At 39.9% G+C, this 16,782-nt stretch carries 15 protein-coding genes; 13 read left to right on the top strand and 2 right to left on the bottom strand.

Annotation, left to right across the window (positions count from 1 at the left end):
* Positions 1-4: 4 nt before the first annotated feature.
* On the bottom strand, positions 5-676 hold the full coding sequence (sdaAB, locus tag SM122_RS07350; RefSeq protein ID WP_023919982.1) for an L-serine ammonia-lyase, iron-sulfur-dependent subunit beta: 672 nt from the start codon (positions 674-676) through the stop codon (positions 5-7).
* Between the two features lie 228 nt (positions 677-904).
* On the opposite strand from sdaAB, the gene apf reads away from it, so the two are divergent.
* From apf to rpsD, 12 genes are all read left to right on the top strand, one after another.
* Positions 905-1,447 carry an aggregation-promoting factor gene (apf, locus tag SM122_RS07345; RefSeq protein WP_195327048.1) on the top strand — a complete coding sequence of 181 codons (543 nt, stop codon included), beginning with the start codon at positions 905-907 and terminating at the stop codon, positions 1,445-1,447.
* A gap of 204 nt (positions 1,448-1,651) precedes the next feature.
* On the top strand, positions 1,652-2,773 hold the full coding sequence (gene mnmA, locus SM122_RS07340) for a tRNA 2-thiouridine(34) synthase MnmA (RefSeq protein WP_195327047.1): 1,122 nt from the start codon (positions 1,652-1,654) through the stop codon (positions 2,771-2,773).
* A 137-nt stretch (positions 2,774-2,910) separates the two neighbouring features.
* Positions 2,911-3,366 (top strand): NUDIX hydrolase, encoded by a 456-nt coding sequence (locus SM122_RS07335; protein WP_195327046.1) that lies wholly within the window; start codon positions 2,911-2,913, stop codon positions 3,364-3,366.
* Positions 3,367-3,374: 8 nt separating this feature from the next.
* The gene (gene mnmG, locus SM122_RS07330) at positions 3,375-5,285 is read left to right on the top strand and encodes a tRNA uridine-5-carboxymethylaminomethyl(34) synthesis enzyme MnmG (protein ID WP_195327045.1); all 1,911 of its coding nucleotides are present in this window, start codon (positions 3,375-3,377) and stop codon (positions 5,283-5,285) included.
* Between the two features lie 198 nt (positions 5,286-5,483).
* Positions 5,484-7,460 (top strand): GGDEF domain-containing protein, encoded by a 1,977-nt coding sequence (locus tag SM122_RS07325; protein ID WP_456115231.1) that lies wholly within the window; start codon positions 5,484-5,486, stop codon positions 7,458-7,460.
* A complete protein-coding gene (gene rplI / locus SM122_RS07320) occupies positions 7,457-7,909 on the top strand; it encodes a 50S ribosomal protein L9 (protein ID WP_195327043.1) in 453 nt (150 codons plus the stop codon). The genes SM122_RS07325 and rplI overlap by 4 nt, the downstream gene beginning before the upstream one ends.
* A gap of 25 nt (positions 7,910-7,934) precedes the next feature.
* Positions 7,935-9,293 carry a replicative DNA helicase gene (dnaB, locus tag SM122_RS07315; protein ID WP_014714093.1) on the top strand — a complete coding sequence of 453 codons (1,359 nt, stop codon included), beginning with the start codon at positions 7,935-7,937 and terminating at the stop codon, positions 9,291-9,293.
* Between the two features lies 1 nt (position 9,294).
* Positions 9,295-9,567, top strand: coding sequence for a Veg family protein (locus SM122_RS07310; protein ID WP_003009183.1), 273 nt, complete (start codon positions 9,295-9,297; stop codon positions 9,565-9,567).
* A 210-nt stretch (positions 9,568-9,777) separates the two neighbouring features.
* Positions 9,778-10,536: an ABC transporter permease gene (locus tag SM122_RS07305; RefSeq protein WP_021154138.1), complete on the top strand. Its 759-nt coding sequence runs from the start codon at positions 9,778-9,780 to the stop codon at positions 10,534-10,536.
* A 57-nt stretch (positions 10,537-10,593) separates the two neighbouring features.
* Positions 10,594-11,589 (top strand): ABC transporter substrate-binding protein, encoded by a 996-nt coding sequence (locus tag SM122_RS07300; protein ID WP_049506426.1) that lies wholly within the window; start codon positions 10,594-10,596, stop codon positions 11,587-11,589.
* On the top strand, positions 11,582-12,313 hold the full coding sequence (locus SM122_RS07295; RefSeq protein WP_070505976.1) for an ABC transporter ATP-binding protein: 732 nt from the start codon (positions 11,582-11,584) through the stop codon (positions 12,311-12,313). Before SM122_RS07300 ends, SM122_RS07295 begins: the two co-directional genes overlap by 8 nt.
* 205 nt (positions 12,314-12,518) lie before the next feature.
* On the top strand, positions 12,519-13,130 hold the full coding sequence (rpsD, locus tag SM122_RS07290) for a 30S ribosomal protein S4 (protein ID WP_003002210.1): 612 nt from the start codon (positions 12,519-12,521) through the stop codon (positions 13,128-13,130).
* Between the two features lie 189 nt (positions 13,131-13,319).
* On the opposite strand, the gene SM122_RS07285 is transcribed toward rpsD, so the two are convergent.
* The gene (locus tag SM122_RS07285; RefSeq protein WP_003001962.1) at positions 13,320-13,853 is read right to left on the bottom strand and encodes a TetR/AcrR family transcriptional regulator; all 534 of its coding nucleotides are present in this window, start codon (positions 13,851-13,853) and stop codon (positions 13,320-13,322) included.
* A gap of 133 nt (positions 13,854-13,986) precedes the next feature.
* Here SM122_RS07285 and SM122_RS07280 point away from each other — a divergent pair, with 133 nt between their 5' ends.
* The gene (locus tag SM122_RS07280) at positions 13,987-16,782 is read left to right on the top strand and encodes a YhgE/Pip domain-containing protein (RefSeq protein WP_195327042.1); all 2,796 of its coding nucleotides are present in this window, start codon (positions 13,987-13,989) and stop codon (positions 16,780-16,782) included.

The following is a 16,782-nucleotide window of genomic DNA, read 5'->3' as shown; positions in this document are numbered from 1 at the left end:
CTCCTTATTTGAAAAAGTTGACATTATGAAGATGAGGAATTTTACGGATATCGTCGATCGCTGCTTCACAACTCCTTGAGTCAACTTCTATAATCATAATCGCTTTTTCTCCAGCTTTTTCCCGCGTCACATTCATTTGTGCAATGTTAATATCATAGCGAGAAAGAGCTTCTGTCACATGAGCGATCATTCCAGGGACGTCCTGGTGAACAATGATAATGGTTGGAGTATTCATATTTAGCGAGATAGCAAAGCCATTTAACTCAGTAACCTGTATGTTCCCACCACCAATTGAGATTCCAGTGACAGAAATCGTTTTATGATCATTTTTAACAGTAATAGTCGTTGTGTTTGGGTGAGGAGCATTGCTTTCTTTTTGAATAGACCAAACAATCCGAATGCCTCGTTCATGTGCAATTTTTAGACTATCTGGGATTCTAGGATCATCCGTGTCCATTCCTAAGATGCCCGCTACTAAGGCTAAATCTGTTCCATGACCACGATAGGTTTTGGCGAAGGAATTAAATAATTGGAACTCAACTTCTTTTGGTTCCTCTCCAAAGATAGAAGAAACAATTTTACCAATTCGAACAGCACCTGCAGTGTGACTACTGGATGGGCCGATCATCACAGGTCCAATAATATCAAAAACTGATTGGAATTTTAAAGAGTTCATGCTCTGCTCCTTTGTGATCACTTTACTTCATTATATCAGATATGGCTGATGATTTCTTCTATTTTTCCCGAAATATCTGAGAAATCTTAAAGGGAACTTAAAGCATTTATATTATCCTTGATTTTTAGTATTTCTAACATCTGACTGAAATATTTGACACATTATTTCAATAAATATGAAATATTTCTTGTGTAGTATAGAGGTATACCAATAAAGGAGTACATAATAATGAATAAAAAACAAATGATGAAACGAATGATTGGACTTAGTTTACTTGCAGGACTTTTCCTTCCAATTGTAGCGAATGCAGATTCTTATACTGTAAAATCAGGTGATACTTTATCAGCTATTGCTAAAGAGAAGAACACAACGGTTGATGCAATTGCTAAGAAAAATAAGATTAGTAACGTGAATCTCATCTCAGTTGGTCAAGTTCTTGAGATTGAAGATGCAAATACAACGCAGAAAACTACGGAGCAAGCTCCTGCTAGTAAAACGGATACTACACAAGCAACAACTACTGTCTCTGCTTCAGATGGCTTGAGTGCGGAAGATGCAGCTGCTAAGGAATGGATTGCCCAAAAAGAGTCAAGTGGTAGTTATACAGCACAAAATGGCCAATTTTATGGTCGTTACCAATTGACTATCACTTATTTGAATGGTGATTTATCACCTGCAAACCAAGAAAAAGTGGCCAATCAATATGTTGTCAACCGTTATGGATCATGGTCAGCAGCTAAAAATTTCTGGTTAGCAAATGGTTGGTATTAAATTCGTTTAAAAAGAGTTCTTGAATAGGACTCTTTTTTAATTTACAGACCTGTAAACCCATCGATAATGATCAACAAAAAAAATAGTAAGATGCTTGTTTTCTAATATAAAGCGTGTTAAAATGGTAACTGCTCAAAACGACCTTCAATCGTTGAAGCAAACCACGACCTTCAATCGTGAGAAACGAAAAGATGGGAGAAACCTATGAGTGATAACTCGAAAACACGTGTTGTTGTTGGTATGAGTGGTGGTGTGGATTCATCTGTAACAGCTTTATTATTAAAGCAACAGGGTTACGATGTCATCGGCATCTTCATGAAAAACTGGGATGATACAGACGAAAATGGCGTCTGTACAGCTACAGAAGATTACAAAGATGTAGCAGCGGTTGCAGACCAAATTGGCATTCCTTACTATTCTGTCAACTTTGAGAAAGAATACTGGGATCGTGTCTTTGAATATTTCCTTGCTGAATACCGTGCAGGTCGCACACCAAATCCGGATGTCATGTGTAATAAGGAAATCAAATTTAAGGCCTTTCTAGATTATGCTATGACACTCGGTGCCGATTATGTAGCGACAGGGCACTATGCGCGCGTGGTGCGCGATGAGGATGGCATTGTCCATATGTTACGTGGCGTTGACAACGGGAAGGACCAAACTTATTTCTTAAGCCAGCTGTCACAAGAACAACTTCAAAAAACCATGTTCCCATTGGGACATTTGGAAAAGCCAGAGGTTCGTCGTCTAGCTGAAGAAGCTGGATTAGCAACAGCTAAAAAGAAAGACTCAACTGGGATTTGCTTTATCGGAGAAAAGAATTTCAAAGAATTTCTAGGGAACTACCTTCCTGCCCAACCAGGTCGAATGATGACTATCAATGGACGAGATATGGGTGAACATGCTGGTTTGATGTATTACACAATCGGTCAACGGGGTGGACTTGGAATTGGTGGCCAACAAGGTGGAGACAATGCTCCATGGTTTGTAGTTGGGAAAGACCTCAGTCAAAATATTCTTTATGTCGGTCAATGCTTCTATCATGAAGCATTGATGTCAACAAGTTTACAGGCTAGTCAAGTTCACTTTACACGAGATATGCCAGAAGAGTTTACATTAGAGTGTACAGCTAAGTTCCGCTATCGTCAGCCTGACTCCAAGGTGACTGTACACGTTAAAGGTGACAAGGCAGAAGTGATTTTCGCAGAACCTCAACGAGCCATTACACCAGGACAAGCTGTTGTCTTTTACGACGGTGAAGAGTGTCTAGGCGGTGGCTTGATTGACAATGCTTATCGGGATGGAAAAGTTTGTCAGTATATTTAAATTGACAAATTTTCTCAATTTGCTACAATAATAAAAGCAATAGAAATGATGGTCAAAGCTCATGGATGTTGCAGGCTTTTTTGTCCTGCACTTCTCAGAGTTTTGACTATTTTTGTGTGATTTCGAAAGGAAGTAAAATGAGGCAACAGGATTTTCGGACGAAAATAGGTTCTACTGTTTTTGGCGTGAGAGCGACTGCTTTGATTGTAAAAGATAATCGCTTGTTCGTCATAGAAGATGAGGACGGCTGTTATACAATCGGAGGTGCTATTCAAGTCAATGAAACTACAGAAGATGCTGTAGTTCGGGAAGTCAAAGAGGAACTTGGTGTCACATCTACAGCAGGGCCGTTAGCTTTCGTGGTTGAAAATCACTTTGAACAAGCTGGAATCCACTACCATAACATTGAATTTCATTATTTGGTGGACTTGCTAGAAGATGCACCTTTGGTCATGCAGGAAGATACCAAGCAATTACCTTGCCGTTGGATTGCTTTCGATGATTTACACACTGTTGACCTGAAACCGGCCTTTTTAAAATCAGCCCTACCAGAATGGGACGGAAAATTACGACACATCCATCTTGAGAAATAGGAGAAAAAATGACTTATAATTTTATTGAAGAATACGATATCATTGTAATCGGTGCGGGACATGCGGGGGTAGAAGCCTCCCTAGCTGCTAGCCGTATGGGTTGTAAGGTCTTACTTGCGACTATTAACATTGAAATGCTGGCTTTTATGCCTTGTAATCCCTCTATTGGTGGTTCCGCTAAGGGGATTGTCGTGCGTGAAGTCGATGCCCTCGGTGGAGAAATGGCGAAGAATATCGACAAGACCTACATCCAAATGAAAATGCTCAATACTGGTAAAGGTCCTGCGGTTCGTGCACTTCGGGCTCAAGCAGACAAAGAACTTTACTCAAAAGAAATGCGGAAAACGGTTGAAAATCAAGAAAATTTAACTCTTCGCCAAACTATGATTGATGAGATTTTGGTGGAGAATGGTAAGGTTGTTGGTGTAAGGACTGCAACTCACCAAGAATATGGAGCAAAGGCTGTTATTGTCACTACTGGGACAGCTTTACGCGGAGAAATTATCATTGGAGATCTCAAGTATTCGTCAGGACCTAATCATAGTCTAGCTTCTATCAATTTGGCCGATAATCTCAAACAGCTAGGATTAGAAATTGGACGTTTCAAAACAGGGACGCCACCTCGTGTAAAGGCGTCGTCAATTAATTATGACGAAACGGAAATTCAACCCGGAGATAAAGCTCCAAATCATTTTTCTTATACATCGCGTGATGAAGATTATGTAAAGGATCAGGTTCCTTGTTGGTTAACTTATACGAATGGGCATAGCCATGAGATTATCCAAAATAATTTACACCGGGCACCTATGTTTACAGGGGTTGTAAAGGGAGTAGGTCCTCGCTATTGTCCGTCCATTGAGGATAAAATTGTCCGTTTTGCTGACAAAGAGCGTCATCAACTATTCTTAGAACCTGAGGGGCGAAATACAGAAGAAGTCTATGTTCAAGGGCTGTCAACGAGTTTACCAGAGGATGTTCAACGGGATCTCGTCCATTCTATTAAGGGACTTGAGAAGGCAGAAATGATGCGAACGGGTTATGCAATTGAGTATGATATGGTGTTGCCTCATCAATTGCGCGCAACTTTGGAAACTAAGAAAATTTCAGGTCTCTTTACAGCTGGCCAAACCAATGGAACGTCTGGCTATGAGGAGGCTGCTGGTCAAGGGATTATTGCAGGGATCAATGCGGCTCTAAAAATCCAAGGAAAACCGGAACTCATTTTGAAACGCAGTGATGGTTATATTGGGGTCATGATCGATGACTTGGTAACAAAGGGAACGATCGAACCGTATCGTTTGTTAACAAGCCGTGCAGAATACCGTCTGATTTTGCGTCATGATAATGCCGATATGCGCTTGACAGAAATGGGACGAGCAATTGGATTGGTAGATGATGAACGTTGGCAACGTTTCGAAACCAAGAAGTATCAGTTTGAAAACGAGATGAAGCGTTTGGATAGCATTAAGTTAAAGCCTGTAAAGGAAACGAACGAGAAGGTTGCAGCACTAGGCTTTAAACCTTTGACAGATGCTGTCACTGCTAAAGAATTCTTGCGAAGACCAGAAGTCTCTTACCAAGATGTGGTAGAATTTATCGGTCCTGCAGCTGAAGAACTGGATAATAAAATCATTGAATTGATTGAAACTGAAATTAAATACGAAGGCTATATTTCAAAAGCAATGGACCAAGTCGAAAAAATGAAGCGTATGGAAGAAAAAAGAATTCCTGCGAATATTGACTGGGATGATATTGACTCCATCGCAACCGAAGCTCGTCAAAAATTTAAATTAATTAATCCAGAAACGATTGGTCAAGCAAGTCGTATCTCAGGTGTCAATCCAGCGGATATCTCTATTTTAATGGTTTACTTGGAAGGTAAATCTCGGAGTATCTCCAAAAACAAAGCAAACCACTAATCAAATGAGGCTGAGATGATGTTTCAGCCTCAATTTTATGGATTGAAATCTGTTGTTACTGTTTACACAGTTGTAAACCTTGTTTACAAAGTAGTGAAACCGAGGAAAAGCTTTTTACGGGTCAATCTTCTCTGTAATATAGAGAGAAACCTCGCTTTTTACCTCTATTTATGGTATAATTCCGAGAAGAGGTTTATGATGAAAAAATTTCGTTTATCGTTCATCCATTATGTGTTAATTGGTTTTATTTCATTTGCAATTTTAGCAATTTTTTTAAGAATCTTTGGCAAAGGCTATGTAACTCTTATTGCAATTTTTTTAGTCTTAGCTGGATTGATTGCTTTATTTGAATACCAGTTACAAATTTCAGAGTTAGATGAATTAGAACAAATACAATACGTTAACCATCAGGCAGAAAGCGGATTAGCATCCCTCCTTGATAAAATGCCTGTTGGAGTTATCAAAATTAATGAAGAGACAAATGAAGTAGAGTGGTTCAACCCTTATGCTGAATTGATTTTTTCAACAGATGATGGGGACTTTGATGTTGAATCCTTGAAAAAGTTACTCAATACTCTGTTTGAGGATAAAGGTCATTATGTCACTGTAGCCGATAAGAAATATTCTGTTTACTTTGATCAGACGTCTAGTGTTGTTTACTTTTTTGATGTTTCAAGTGAATATGAAGCAACTGTGGGATTGGTGACAACTCGTCCTGTTATCGGTATTATTTCTGTTGATAACTATGATGATCTAGAAGATGTCATTTCAGACTCTGATATTAGCAATATCAATAGTTTTATTGCCAACTTTGTAGAAGAGTTTACAGCTCATTACCATATGTTTTACAGACGTGTGGGGATGGATCGTTTCTATTTGTTTACAGACTACACGGTCTTAGAACAGTTGATGGAATCAAAATTTTCTGTCATCGATCAATTCCGTGAAGAAGCTAAAAATCGTGAGCTACCTATTACCTTAAGTATGGGATTCTCGTACGGTGACGGGAAGCATGATGAGATTGGTAAAGGGGCTCTCTTGAACCTAAACCTTGCAGAAGTTCGTGGTGGGGATCAAGCGGTTGTCAAGGAAAATGATGAACAGAAAAACCCTATTTTCTTTGGTGGGGGAACAGCTTCGGCTGTGAAGCGGACTCGGACTCGCACACGCGCTATGATGACAGCTATTTCAGATAAGATTAAATCCGTTGATCAAGTCTTCATTGTTGGACATAGAAACTTGGATATGGATGCTTTAGGAGCGTCTGTGGGAATGCAGTTTTTCTCTAGCAATATTTTGGCCTCCTCTTATGTGGTCTATGACCCGCATGCAATGGCTAGTGATATTTCAAGAGCGATTGCGAAACTAGAAGAAGAGCAGGTAACGAAAATCCTTCCCCTAGAGGAAGCCATGCAAATGGTGACGGATCGCTCTTTGTTAATTATGGTTGACCATTCTAAGACAGCTTTGACCCTTTCTAAAGAATTTTATCAGGAATTTCAACAGATTATTGTCATTGACCATCACCGTCGGGACGATGATTTCCCTGAAAATGTTCTGATCACCTATATTGAAAGTGGAGCAAGTAGTGCGAGCGAATTGGTTAGTGAGCTTATTCAGTTCCAGAAGTCGAAGAAAAATCGGTTAACGAAGATTCAAGCTAGTGTCTTGATGGCTGGGATCATGCTGGATACTAAGAACTTCTCCACACGTGTTACAAGTCGGACCTTTGATGTGGCGAGTTACCTTCGTTCAAGAGGTAGTGATAGTGTAGCCATCCAGGAGATCTCTGCAATTCAGTTTGACGAGTACCGCGAAGTGAACGAACTGATCTTGACTGGTGAAAAGATTTTGCCGCATATCATCGTAGCTTGTGCCAATACGACTAAAGCCTATGATTCAGTAACCATTAGTAAGGCTGCTGATAGTATGCTGGCCATGTCTGAGGTGGAAGCAACCTTTGTCATTGCTTGTAATCAAAGTGGAACTGTCTCGATTTCTGCACGAAGTCGAAGCAAAGTCAATGTACAGCGTATCATGGAACAGCTTGGCGGGGGAGGTCATTTCAATTCGGCAGCCTCTCAAATTGAGGGTCAAGATTTGATGAGTATTCGTCAACAACTGATTGAGACTATTGAAAACGAAGTAACTATTGAAAAGGAGAATGTAGAATGAAAGTTATTTTCTTAGCGGATGTAAAAGGTAAAGGTAAAAAAGGCGAAATTAAAGAAGTGTCTACTGGTTATGCACAAAACTTTTTGATCAAGAAAAATCTTGCGAAAGAAGCCAATGCCCAAGCAATCGGTGAACTTCGTGGAAAGCAAAAGTCAGAAGAAAAAGCGCATGCTGAATTATTAGCGGAAGCGCAAAAGATTAAAGCAAAATTAGAAGAAGAAGCAACTGTTGTTCAATTCACGGAAAAAATTGGGCCAGATGGCCGTACTTTCGGCTCTATTACCAATAAAAAGATTGCAGAAGAGCTTGAGAAACAATTTGGCATTAAAATTGATAAACGTCATATCCAAGTTTCCTCTCCAATTCGTTCAACAGGTTTGATTGACGTCCCTGTAAAAATTTATCAAGATGTTACAGGTGTGATTAATATTCGTGTAAACGAAGGGTAAACACGATCGATAGAAAGGTTTTTTTATGGCTGAGATAGAGGAATTACGAACACAACCTCAAGATATCCAAGCGGAGCAATCAGTGTTGGGAGCCATCTTTATTGATGAGGGGAAATTGGTCTTTGTTCGTGAATATATCGAGCCTGGCGATTTCTTTAAGTACTCGCACCGTTTGATTTTTAAAGCCATGATCGATCTAGCTGACCGCGGGGATGCGATTGATGCGACGACTGTTCGAAATATTTTAGATAGTCAGGGGGATCTCCAAAATATTGGCGGTCTCTCCTATTTGGTAGAAGTCATTAATTCGGTACCAACTTCAGCTAACGCGGAGTATTACGCGAAGATTGTTGCCGAAAAAGCTGTCTTACGTCGATTGATCTCTCGATTAACGGAAAGTATTAATCAAGCTTATGATGGCGCAAGTCCTTCAGATGAAATCATTGCGGGTGCTGAAAAAGCTCTGATTGATGTTAGTGAAAACGCAAATCGTAGTGGATTTAAAAATATTCGAGACATCTTGAATATAAATTTTGGTAGCTTAGAAGCTCGTTCGCTTCAAACCTCTGATATTACGGGTATTGCGACAGGCTATCGCGATTTGGACCATATGACGACGGGGCTACATGAGGAAGAGTTGATTATTTTAGCGGCTCGTCCTGCAGTAGGGAAAACAGCCTTTGCTCTCAATATTGCTCAAAATATCGGGACAAAGTTGGATAAGACAGTGGCTATTTTCTCATTAGAAATGGGTGCTGAAAGTTTGGTAGACCGGATGCTAGCTGCTGAAGGCTTGATTGAATCCCATTCGATTCGTACAGGTCAATTGACGGATGAAGAGTGGCGAAAATATGCCATTGCTCAAGGAAATTTGGCCAATGCGAGTATTTACATCGATGATACCCCGGGAATTCGGATCACTGAGATTCGTTCGAGAGCAAGAAAATTAGCGCAGGAAACAGGGAATCTCGGTCTTATTCTGATTGACTACCTGCAGCTGATTACAGGGACTGGAAGAGAAAACCGTCAACAGGAAGTTTCAGAAATTTCTCGTCAGTTAAAAATTTTGGCTAAGGAACTAAAAGTTCCCGTCATTGCTTTGAGTCAGCTGTCACGTGGCGTGGAACAGCGCCAAGATAAACGTCCGGTTCTTTCTGATATTCGTGAATCTGGATCGATTGAGCAGGATGCGGATATTGTTGCTTTCTTGTACCGTGATGATTATTATGATCGAGCTGGTGAAGAGGAAGAAGATGGAATGCCTAATAATACGGTTGAAGTGATTATCGAGAAAAACCGTTCAGGTGCGCGTGGGACAGTCGAATTAATATTCCAAAAGGAATACAATAAATTCTCAAGTATTTCAAAGAGAGAGGATCAATAAGATGAGTGATGCATTTACAGATGTTGCAAAAATGAAAAAAATTAAAGAAGAGATCAAGGCTCATGAAGGACAAGTGGTTGAAATGACGCTTGAAAATGGACGGAAACGTCAAAAAAATAAATTTGGACGCTTGATTGAGGTCTATCCTTCTTTATTTATTATCGAGTATACGAACGACAACAGCTTACCAGGTGAACCAGCCAATACATACGTGGAGTCTTACACCTATTCAGATATTTTAACAGAGAAGAATTTAATTCGTTATTTGGATTAATTTCTTGCTTTTATCGTCTAAATCAGTTATTATAATAAATACATATGGGAGTCTGTGTACAGTCTGAGAGGAAGTGTAAGCTTCGACCGCACCTGATCTGGGTAATGCCAGCGTAGGAAACAAATGAAATGTATTTTTCGTTATGAGTGACCTTGTGCAATCCGTCTCCTATTTTGGAGGCGTTTTTTATTTGTGAGAAAGGAGGTTACGATGTCTCTTGTAAAAAGATATTCAAAACAATTGATAGGATTTGCAGGTTTTAGCAGTCTTCTTGTCTTATGGCAGTTAGCAGGATTTTTAAATATCCTCCCCAAATTTGTATTACCAACGCCACTTGAAATTGGGAATGCCTTTGTACGAGATCGAGCTCTCCTGATTCATCACAGTTTGTCTACCCTTCAAGTGGCCTTGATTGGACTTGTTATAGGGGTTCTTCTTGCTGCTGGATTTGCGATTCTCATGGATAGTTTTCAATGGGTGAATGATCTGGTCTATCCTTTTATGGTTGTTATTCAAACCATTCCGACGATTGCCTTGGCCCCTATCCTGGTTCTTTGGTTTGGTTATGGTATGCTTCCAAAACTGGTTTTGATCATTATTACGGTGGTATTTCCCATCGTAGTCAGTCTGTTAGATGGTTTTCGGCATTGCGATCAAGATATTCTGAGATTGTTTCAGATTATGCAAGCCAATCGCTTTCAGACCTTAGCTCATTATAAAATTCCTGCAGCGCTTCCTTATTTTTTTGCAGGTTTACGTGTGAGCGTTTCCTATGCTTTTATCAGTACGGTAGTTTCAGAATGGTTAGGAGGTTTTGATGGATTGGGGGTCTATATGATCCAATCGAAGAAGTTATTTCAGTATGATACGATGTTTGCGATCATTGTATTGATTTCTGCTATTAGTTTACTCGGTATGTTTCTCGTTGACCAATTAGAACGAACCATTCTAAAATGGAAAAAGGATTGACAAACTTGTAAATGGTGTAAAAATTAAATTGACAAAAATGTAAAAGAGGTATAGCTAATGAAAAAGTCAATAGGTTTATTTTTCTCAATAATATTGGGATTTGTTTTCTTGAGTGCTTGTCAAAATTCTGTCAAGCAATCGTCAAGTGGTTTGAAAAAGATTGATTTTATTCTAGATTGGACCCCGAATACCAATCATACGGGTCTCTATGTAGCAAAGGAAAAAGGGTATTTTAAAGATGCAGGACTGGATGTAGATATAAAACTTCCGCCGGAAGACAGTAGTTCTGATTTGATTATTAATGGGAAAGCTCCATTTGGTATTTATTTCCAAGATTCTATGGCCAAGAAATTGGATAAAGGTGCGGGGATTACCGCTGTTGCAGCTATCGTCGAACACAATACGTCAGGGATTATTTCAAGAAAAGATGCAGCGATCACAAGTCCAAAAGATTTGGTTGGTAAGAAGTATGGTACCTGGAATGATCCGATTGAGTTGGAAATGATCAAATCGATGATGAAAAAAGAGGGGGCTGATTTTAATCAAGTAAAATTGGTTCCAAATAGTGATTCAAATTCCATTACTCCGATTGAAAATAAGGTCTTTGATGCTGCTTGGATTTATCACGGTTGGGATGGAATTTTGGCTGAGCAAAAGGGAATGAAGACCAATTTCTTCTATATGAAAGATTTTGTTCCTGCATTTGACTACTATTCGCCTGTTATTATTGCTAACAATGACTATTTGAAGTCTCATAAAGAGGAAGCAAAGAAATTCATTCAAGCGGTGAAAAAAGGCTACCAATATGCTATAGAGCATCCAGAAGAAGCAGCAGATATCTTGATTAAACAGGCCCCTGCTTTGGCTAACCAGCGTGATTTTGTACTCGCTTCTCAAAAATATCTTTCCAGTCAATATGCTTCAGACAAGGATAAATGGGGGCAGTTTGACTCCAAGCGTTGGAATGCTTTTTATGCTTGGGCAAAAGAGCAAGGATTGGTTTCAAATGACTTAGAAGACAAAGGTTTTACAAATGAATTGGTAGGTGACTGATATTTTAACCGTAAAAGATGTAAGTTTCTCTTTTGGAGATAAAGCAGTTTTAAACAATGTATCACTAGAAGTGCAAAAAGGAGAAATCGTCTCTATTCTAGGTCCAAGTGGGGTAGGGAAATCAACCTTGTTTAATTTAATTGCTGGGATCTTTCCCTTACAAAAGGGCGCTATAGAAGTAGATGATGCCCCGATCTCCTTTGGAAAAGTCAGCTATATGCTACAAAAGGATCTTTTGTTAGAACATAAGACAGTATTGGGAAATATTATTCTTCCCCTTCAATTAAAAAAGATTCCTAAGGAAGAGGCAACATCTACAGCTCTAAAATTGTTAGATGAATTTAAATTGGGAAGTATTGCCAACCTTTATCCCAATGCCCTGAGTGGGGGGATGCGGCAACGGGTGGCGCTATTGAGAACCTATCTTCTGGGTCATTCTGTCTTCCTATTAGATGAAGCTTTTAGTGCCTTAGATGAATTGACAAGGCAGGATCTTTATCACTGGTATCTAGACAGTAAGGAACGTCTTGGTCTCACCACTCTAGTGATCACTCATAGTATCGAAGAAGCTTTGACATTGAGTGACCGGATCTATATCTTAAATCATAATCCCGGTGAAATTATTGCAGATCTTCCTTTAAAATGGGATCCAGCAACGGATAGAGACTGGCAACAATTGCAATATAAAAAACGAATCATAGAATTATTGTCTGAATTTCATTGAAATTGTTTTGAAGGACTTTACAAAGTTTCTATTCCGTGATAGAATAGAATTTGTGCGAAATGACAGCAGGACAAAATGAAGCTCGTCAACAGGAAGTCAGCTAGAAAAGTAACCTTTGCTGTTTGGGCGAAGGCTTTCTGAACGAATCAGGTTTGTCTAAAACGTTATTTCCTACAAAAATTATTTTTATAGGAGGACATTTCAAATGTCACGTTATACAGGACCATCTTGGAAACAATCTCGCCGTCTTGGCTTGTCACTTACAGGTACAGGTAAAGAATTGGCACGTCGTAACTACGTACCAGGTCAACATGGACCAAACAACCGTTCAAAATTGTCAGAATACGGTTTGCAATTAGCTGAAAAACAAAAACTTCGTTTCTCTTACGGACTTGGTGAAAAACAATTCCGTAACTTGTTCGTACAAGCTACTAAAGTTAAAGAAGGAACTGTCGGTTTCAACTTCATGCTTCTTTTGGAACGTCGTTTGGATAACGTTGTTTACCGTCTTGGACTTGCGACTACTCGTCGTCAAGCTCGTCAATTCGTTAACCACGGTCACATCCTTGTTGACGGAAAACGCGTTGATATCCCTTCATACCGTGTAACTCCAGGTCAAGTGATCTCAGTTCGCGAAAAATCAGCTAAAGTTCCAGCTATCCTTGAAGCTGTTGAAGCTACAGTTGGACGTCCAGCATTTGTATCATTCGATGCTGACAAACTTGAAGGTTCATTGACTCGCCTTCCAGAACGCGATGAAATCAACCCAGAAATCAACGAAGCACTTGTCGTTGAATTCTACAACAAAATGCTTTAATTTTAAGATATACCTTACAGAAAGCCTACAACAGTGGGCTTTTTGTTTTGTCTTAAAGGGTTGATTTCTGGCTTTGTTCAGTTACAAATTTTCTAAAACTGTTTCATTAAATGAGACAGTTTTTTGTTTTCTTAAAACCTAAACCTGCTAATAAAAAAACTCCTGATCTAGATCGATCAGGAGAGACTGTTACCGTAACATTTTCATTAAAAATTCAGCCATTTGTTGAGGGCTTTCTTTTTTTCCGCGAGAAACCCACATTTGACAGACTCCGAAGAAGGCATTGGTCAGATAGACAGAACTGTAGACTCTTTCAATATCTGTTAATGATTTATGACTATAGCGCTCTTGCAAACTATCAACCAGAAGAATCTGTAATTTATGTCGTAAGAAGGTCTGGATCTCCTTGGTTCCATTCTCTGTCAGAAGAACCGCGAAGAGTGGCTCCTTGGTTAGAAATTCGAACACTTCTGTAATCGCTTGGCGCTTGTCGTCTTGGTGTTTATCAAAGATATATTCAAGCTTGTGAAAGAGTGCTTGTTGGTAGCGCTCGATCATGTCATACTTGTCTCGATAGTGGGTATAAAAGCTAGAGCGACTAATGCCGGATTCTTGTGCTAACTCAACCGTCGTGATTTGGTCGAATGATTCCTTTTCGAGTAGTCGAACCATCGCCTCCTCGATATTTCGTTTTGTTTTTAATCGTTTATTGCTCTCAGTCATCTGTTAATCCTTTTTGCACAAAATTGTACACAGTGTCTAAAAATAAGATTTTCTACTTGTGAAAATTTCTAAAAACTGTATAATCTATTATATCAGAAATTTAGACAATGTGTATAAAAAGGAGACAAAAAATATGATGAAAGAATGGAAGGCTGTTCTTAAAAAGCCAACATTTATCATTGTCATGATTGGAGTTGCGTTGATTCCAGCTCTTTATAATATTATTTTTCTATCTTCCATGTGGGATCCATATGGAAAGGTTTCGGATCTTCCTGTAGCGGTTGTCAATAAGGATCAATCTGCTACATATAATGGACAAAAGATGGAAATTGGAAAAGACATGGTGTCCAATTTGAAGGACAATGACTCACTTGATTTTCATTTTGTAGATGAGAAAGCTGCGAAAGATGGTCTCAAAAATGGCGATTATTATATGATTGTAACCCTGCCTGAGGATCTTTCAAAAAAAGCTAGCTCCATCTTAACCAATCATCCGGAACAGATGACCATTGATTACCAAACGTCCAGTGGTCATAGTTTTATCGCAGGAAAAATGAGTGACACTGCGATGACAAAAATGAAGCAGTCAGTGGCTGAAAAAGTGACCAATACTTATACAACAGCTTTATTTTCTAAAATGGGATCGCTTAAAACTGGTATGGGGACAGCGGCAGATGGAAGTGCTAAATTAGCAGATGGTGCAAGTAAATTGGAAGATGGTGGTCAAACACTGTCTACTAATTTGAATACATTGGCTCGTTCAAGCTTAGCATTTTCAGATGGTGCAACCACTCTTCGTACAGGTCTAGCAGCCTATACAGATGGTGTTGGTCAATTAGGAAATGGTCTCAATCAAATGGCTGGTCAACTTCCAAACTTGGTATCTGGTGTCAATCAATTAAATAATGGGTTTGGTACTTTTAATACAGGCTTGATGGCTTACGCTACCGGAGTGGATCAATTAGGAAATGGTCTCAATCAAATGGCGAGTCAAACCCCTCAGTTGGCCTCAGGAGTTGGTCAATTAACCAGCGGTATGGGGACCCTCAATGATGGTCTTGGGAATTATACCAATGGCGTGCGTCAATTGAATTCGGGCCTATCTAACTTTTCAAATGGTTTAGCAACCTATACAAATGGAGTCGCTACTTTATCAGAAGGAGCGGGTCAATTAAGTAGTCAATCTGCTACCCTTCGAAATGGGGTTTCTCAATTAGAATCAGGTATTCAAACATTATCAAGCCAGCTACAAGCTTCTACAAGTCAATCTGCTCAGATTGATCAATTGGCAGCTGGTTTAAACCAATTAAATGCAGCGATTCAAAATGCTACAGTAGATACCAGTCAACTTTCGTCTGGATTGACGAGTATTGCGAATTCAGCTCAATCAATCCTTGCTTCAGCCCAAGCGGATCGTGCAAATGCCCTTGCAAGTGTGCAAGGAACAGCAGCCTATCAAGCAATGACAGCTGACCAACAAGCGGAAATCAATGCGGCAATCTCATCGAGCCCAAGCTCGAGTGAAACGGCGGCTCAAGGAATCTTGACTACGATTCAAACGATCCAAGGTAGTTTGAATACAGGAAATAGCTTGACACAACTGCAAACGGCAGCCAATCAAGTTTTACCGACAGCTTCTTCTACCTTGACAGACTTGTCAAGTGGCTTGTCTAAGATCCAATCCGCAGTTAGTGGACAATTGTTGCCAGCTAGTCAAACCATCAGTCAAGGGATCAGCGCTTATACAGCTGGTGTCGATAAAATCGCTAATGGAGCAACCCAACTTCAGACGAATAGCAGTACTTTAACAAATGGGGCTAGTCAGTTAGCAGCAGGTGTTGGTCAACTAGATAGTAAATCATCAGAATTACTTGCAGGAAGCAATCAATTGGCTTCTGGTCTAGGTGAGTTAAATGGGAAGATGCCTGCCTTGACATCAGGCATGAATCAACTGGCTTCAGGAGCGACCCAATTAACAGGTAAGTCGGGTGAATTGGTTGCTGGTGCTGGAAAATTAGCTGACGGTGTAGGACAATTGAACAGCAAGACTCCAGAGTTGGCAGGTGGTGTCAACAAACTTGTCACTGGTGTCAATCAGTTGACAGAAAAATCAGGTCAATTGGTGACTGGTGCTGATAAACTAGCCGACGGTGCAAATCAAATCTCAGATGGGTCCAGCAAATTAGCAGCAGGTGGCCAAACATTGACAAATGGTTTAGGTGAATTAGCAACAGGAAGCCAAACCTTGAGTCAAGGATTAAACGATGCTAAGGGACAATTGAATGTGGCTACAACTGAAAAAGAAAACGCTAAAACCTTAGCAGATCCTGTCACTTTGTCTAAAACAGACCATGACAATACCCCTGTGAATGGTGTCGGAATGGCTCCTTATATGATCTCGGTAGCTCTCTTTGTTTGTGCCTTGTCAACCAACATGATCTTTGCAAAACTACCATCCGGCAGTCATCCTGAAAGTCGCTGGGCATGGTTTAAATCTCGCTTTGAGGTCAACGGAACGATTGCGGTGATTGCAGGAGTCTTGGTCTATGGTGCCGTTCACTTGATTGGTTTATCAGCTAATCATGAGATGGCTACTCTCTTCCTTTGTGTGATTGGTAGTGTGGCCTTCATGTCTATCGTGACTGCTTTGACAACATGGCAAAGAAAGATCGGTGCTTTCCTTTCCTTGATCCTCTTGCTCTTGCAATTGGCTTCTAGTGCAGGAACCTATCCTCTTGCTTTGACAAATGGCTTTTTCCAAGCCATTCATCCATTCTTGCCAATGAGTTATACCGTTTCTGGTCTTCGTCAAACGATTTCGATGACAGGAGAAATTGGAAATCAAGTGGCCTTCCTTCTGATGACTATTGTCCTTTTTGCAGGACTCGGAATGTGGTTCTATAATCCAAAAAAATATGAAGAGGACTAA

This window comes from Streptococcus gingivalis, assembly GCF_035544715.1.
In the GTDB taxonomy this organism is placed as follows: domain Bacteria; phylum Bacillota; class Bacilli; order Lactobacillales; family Streptococcaceae; genus Streptococcus; species Streptococcus gingivalis.
The sequence above is the reverse complement of the archived record's forward strand: the minus strand, read 5'-3'. Positions and strand labels throughout refer to the sequence as shown.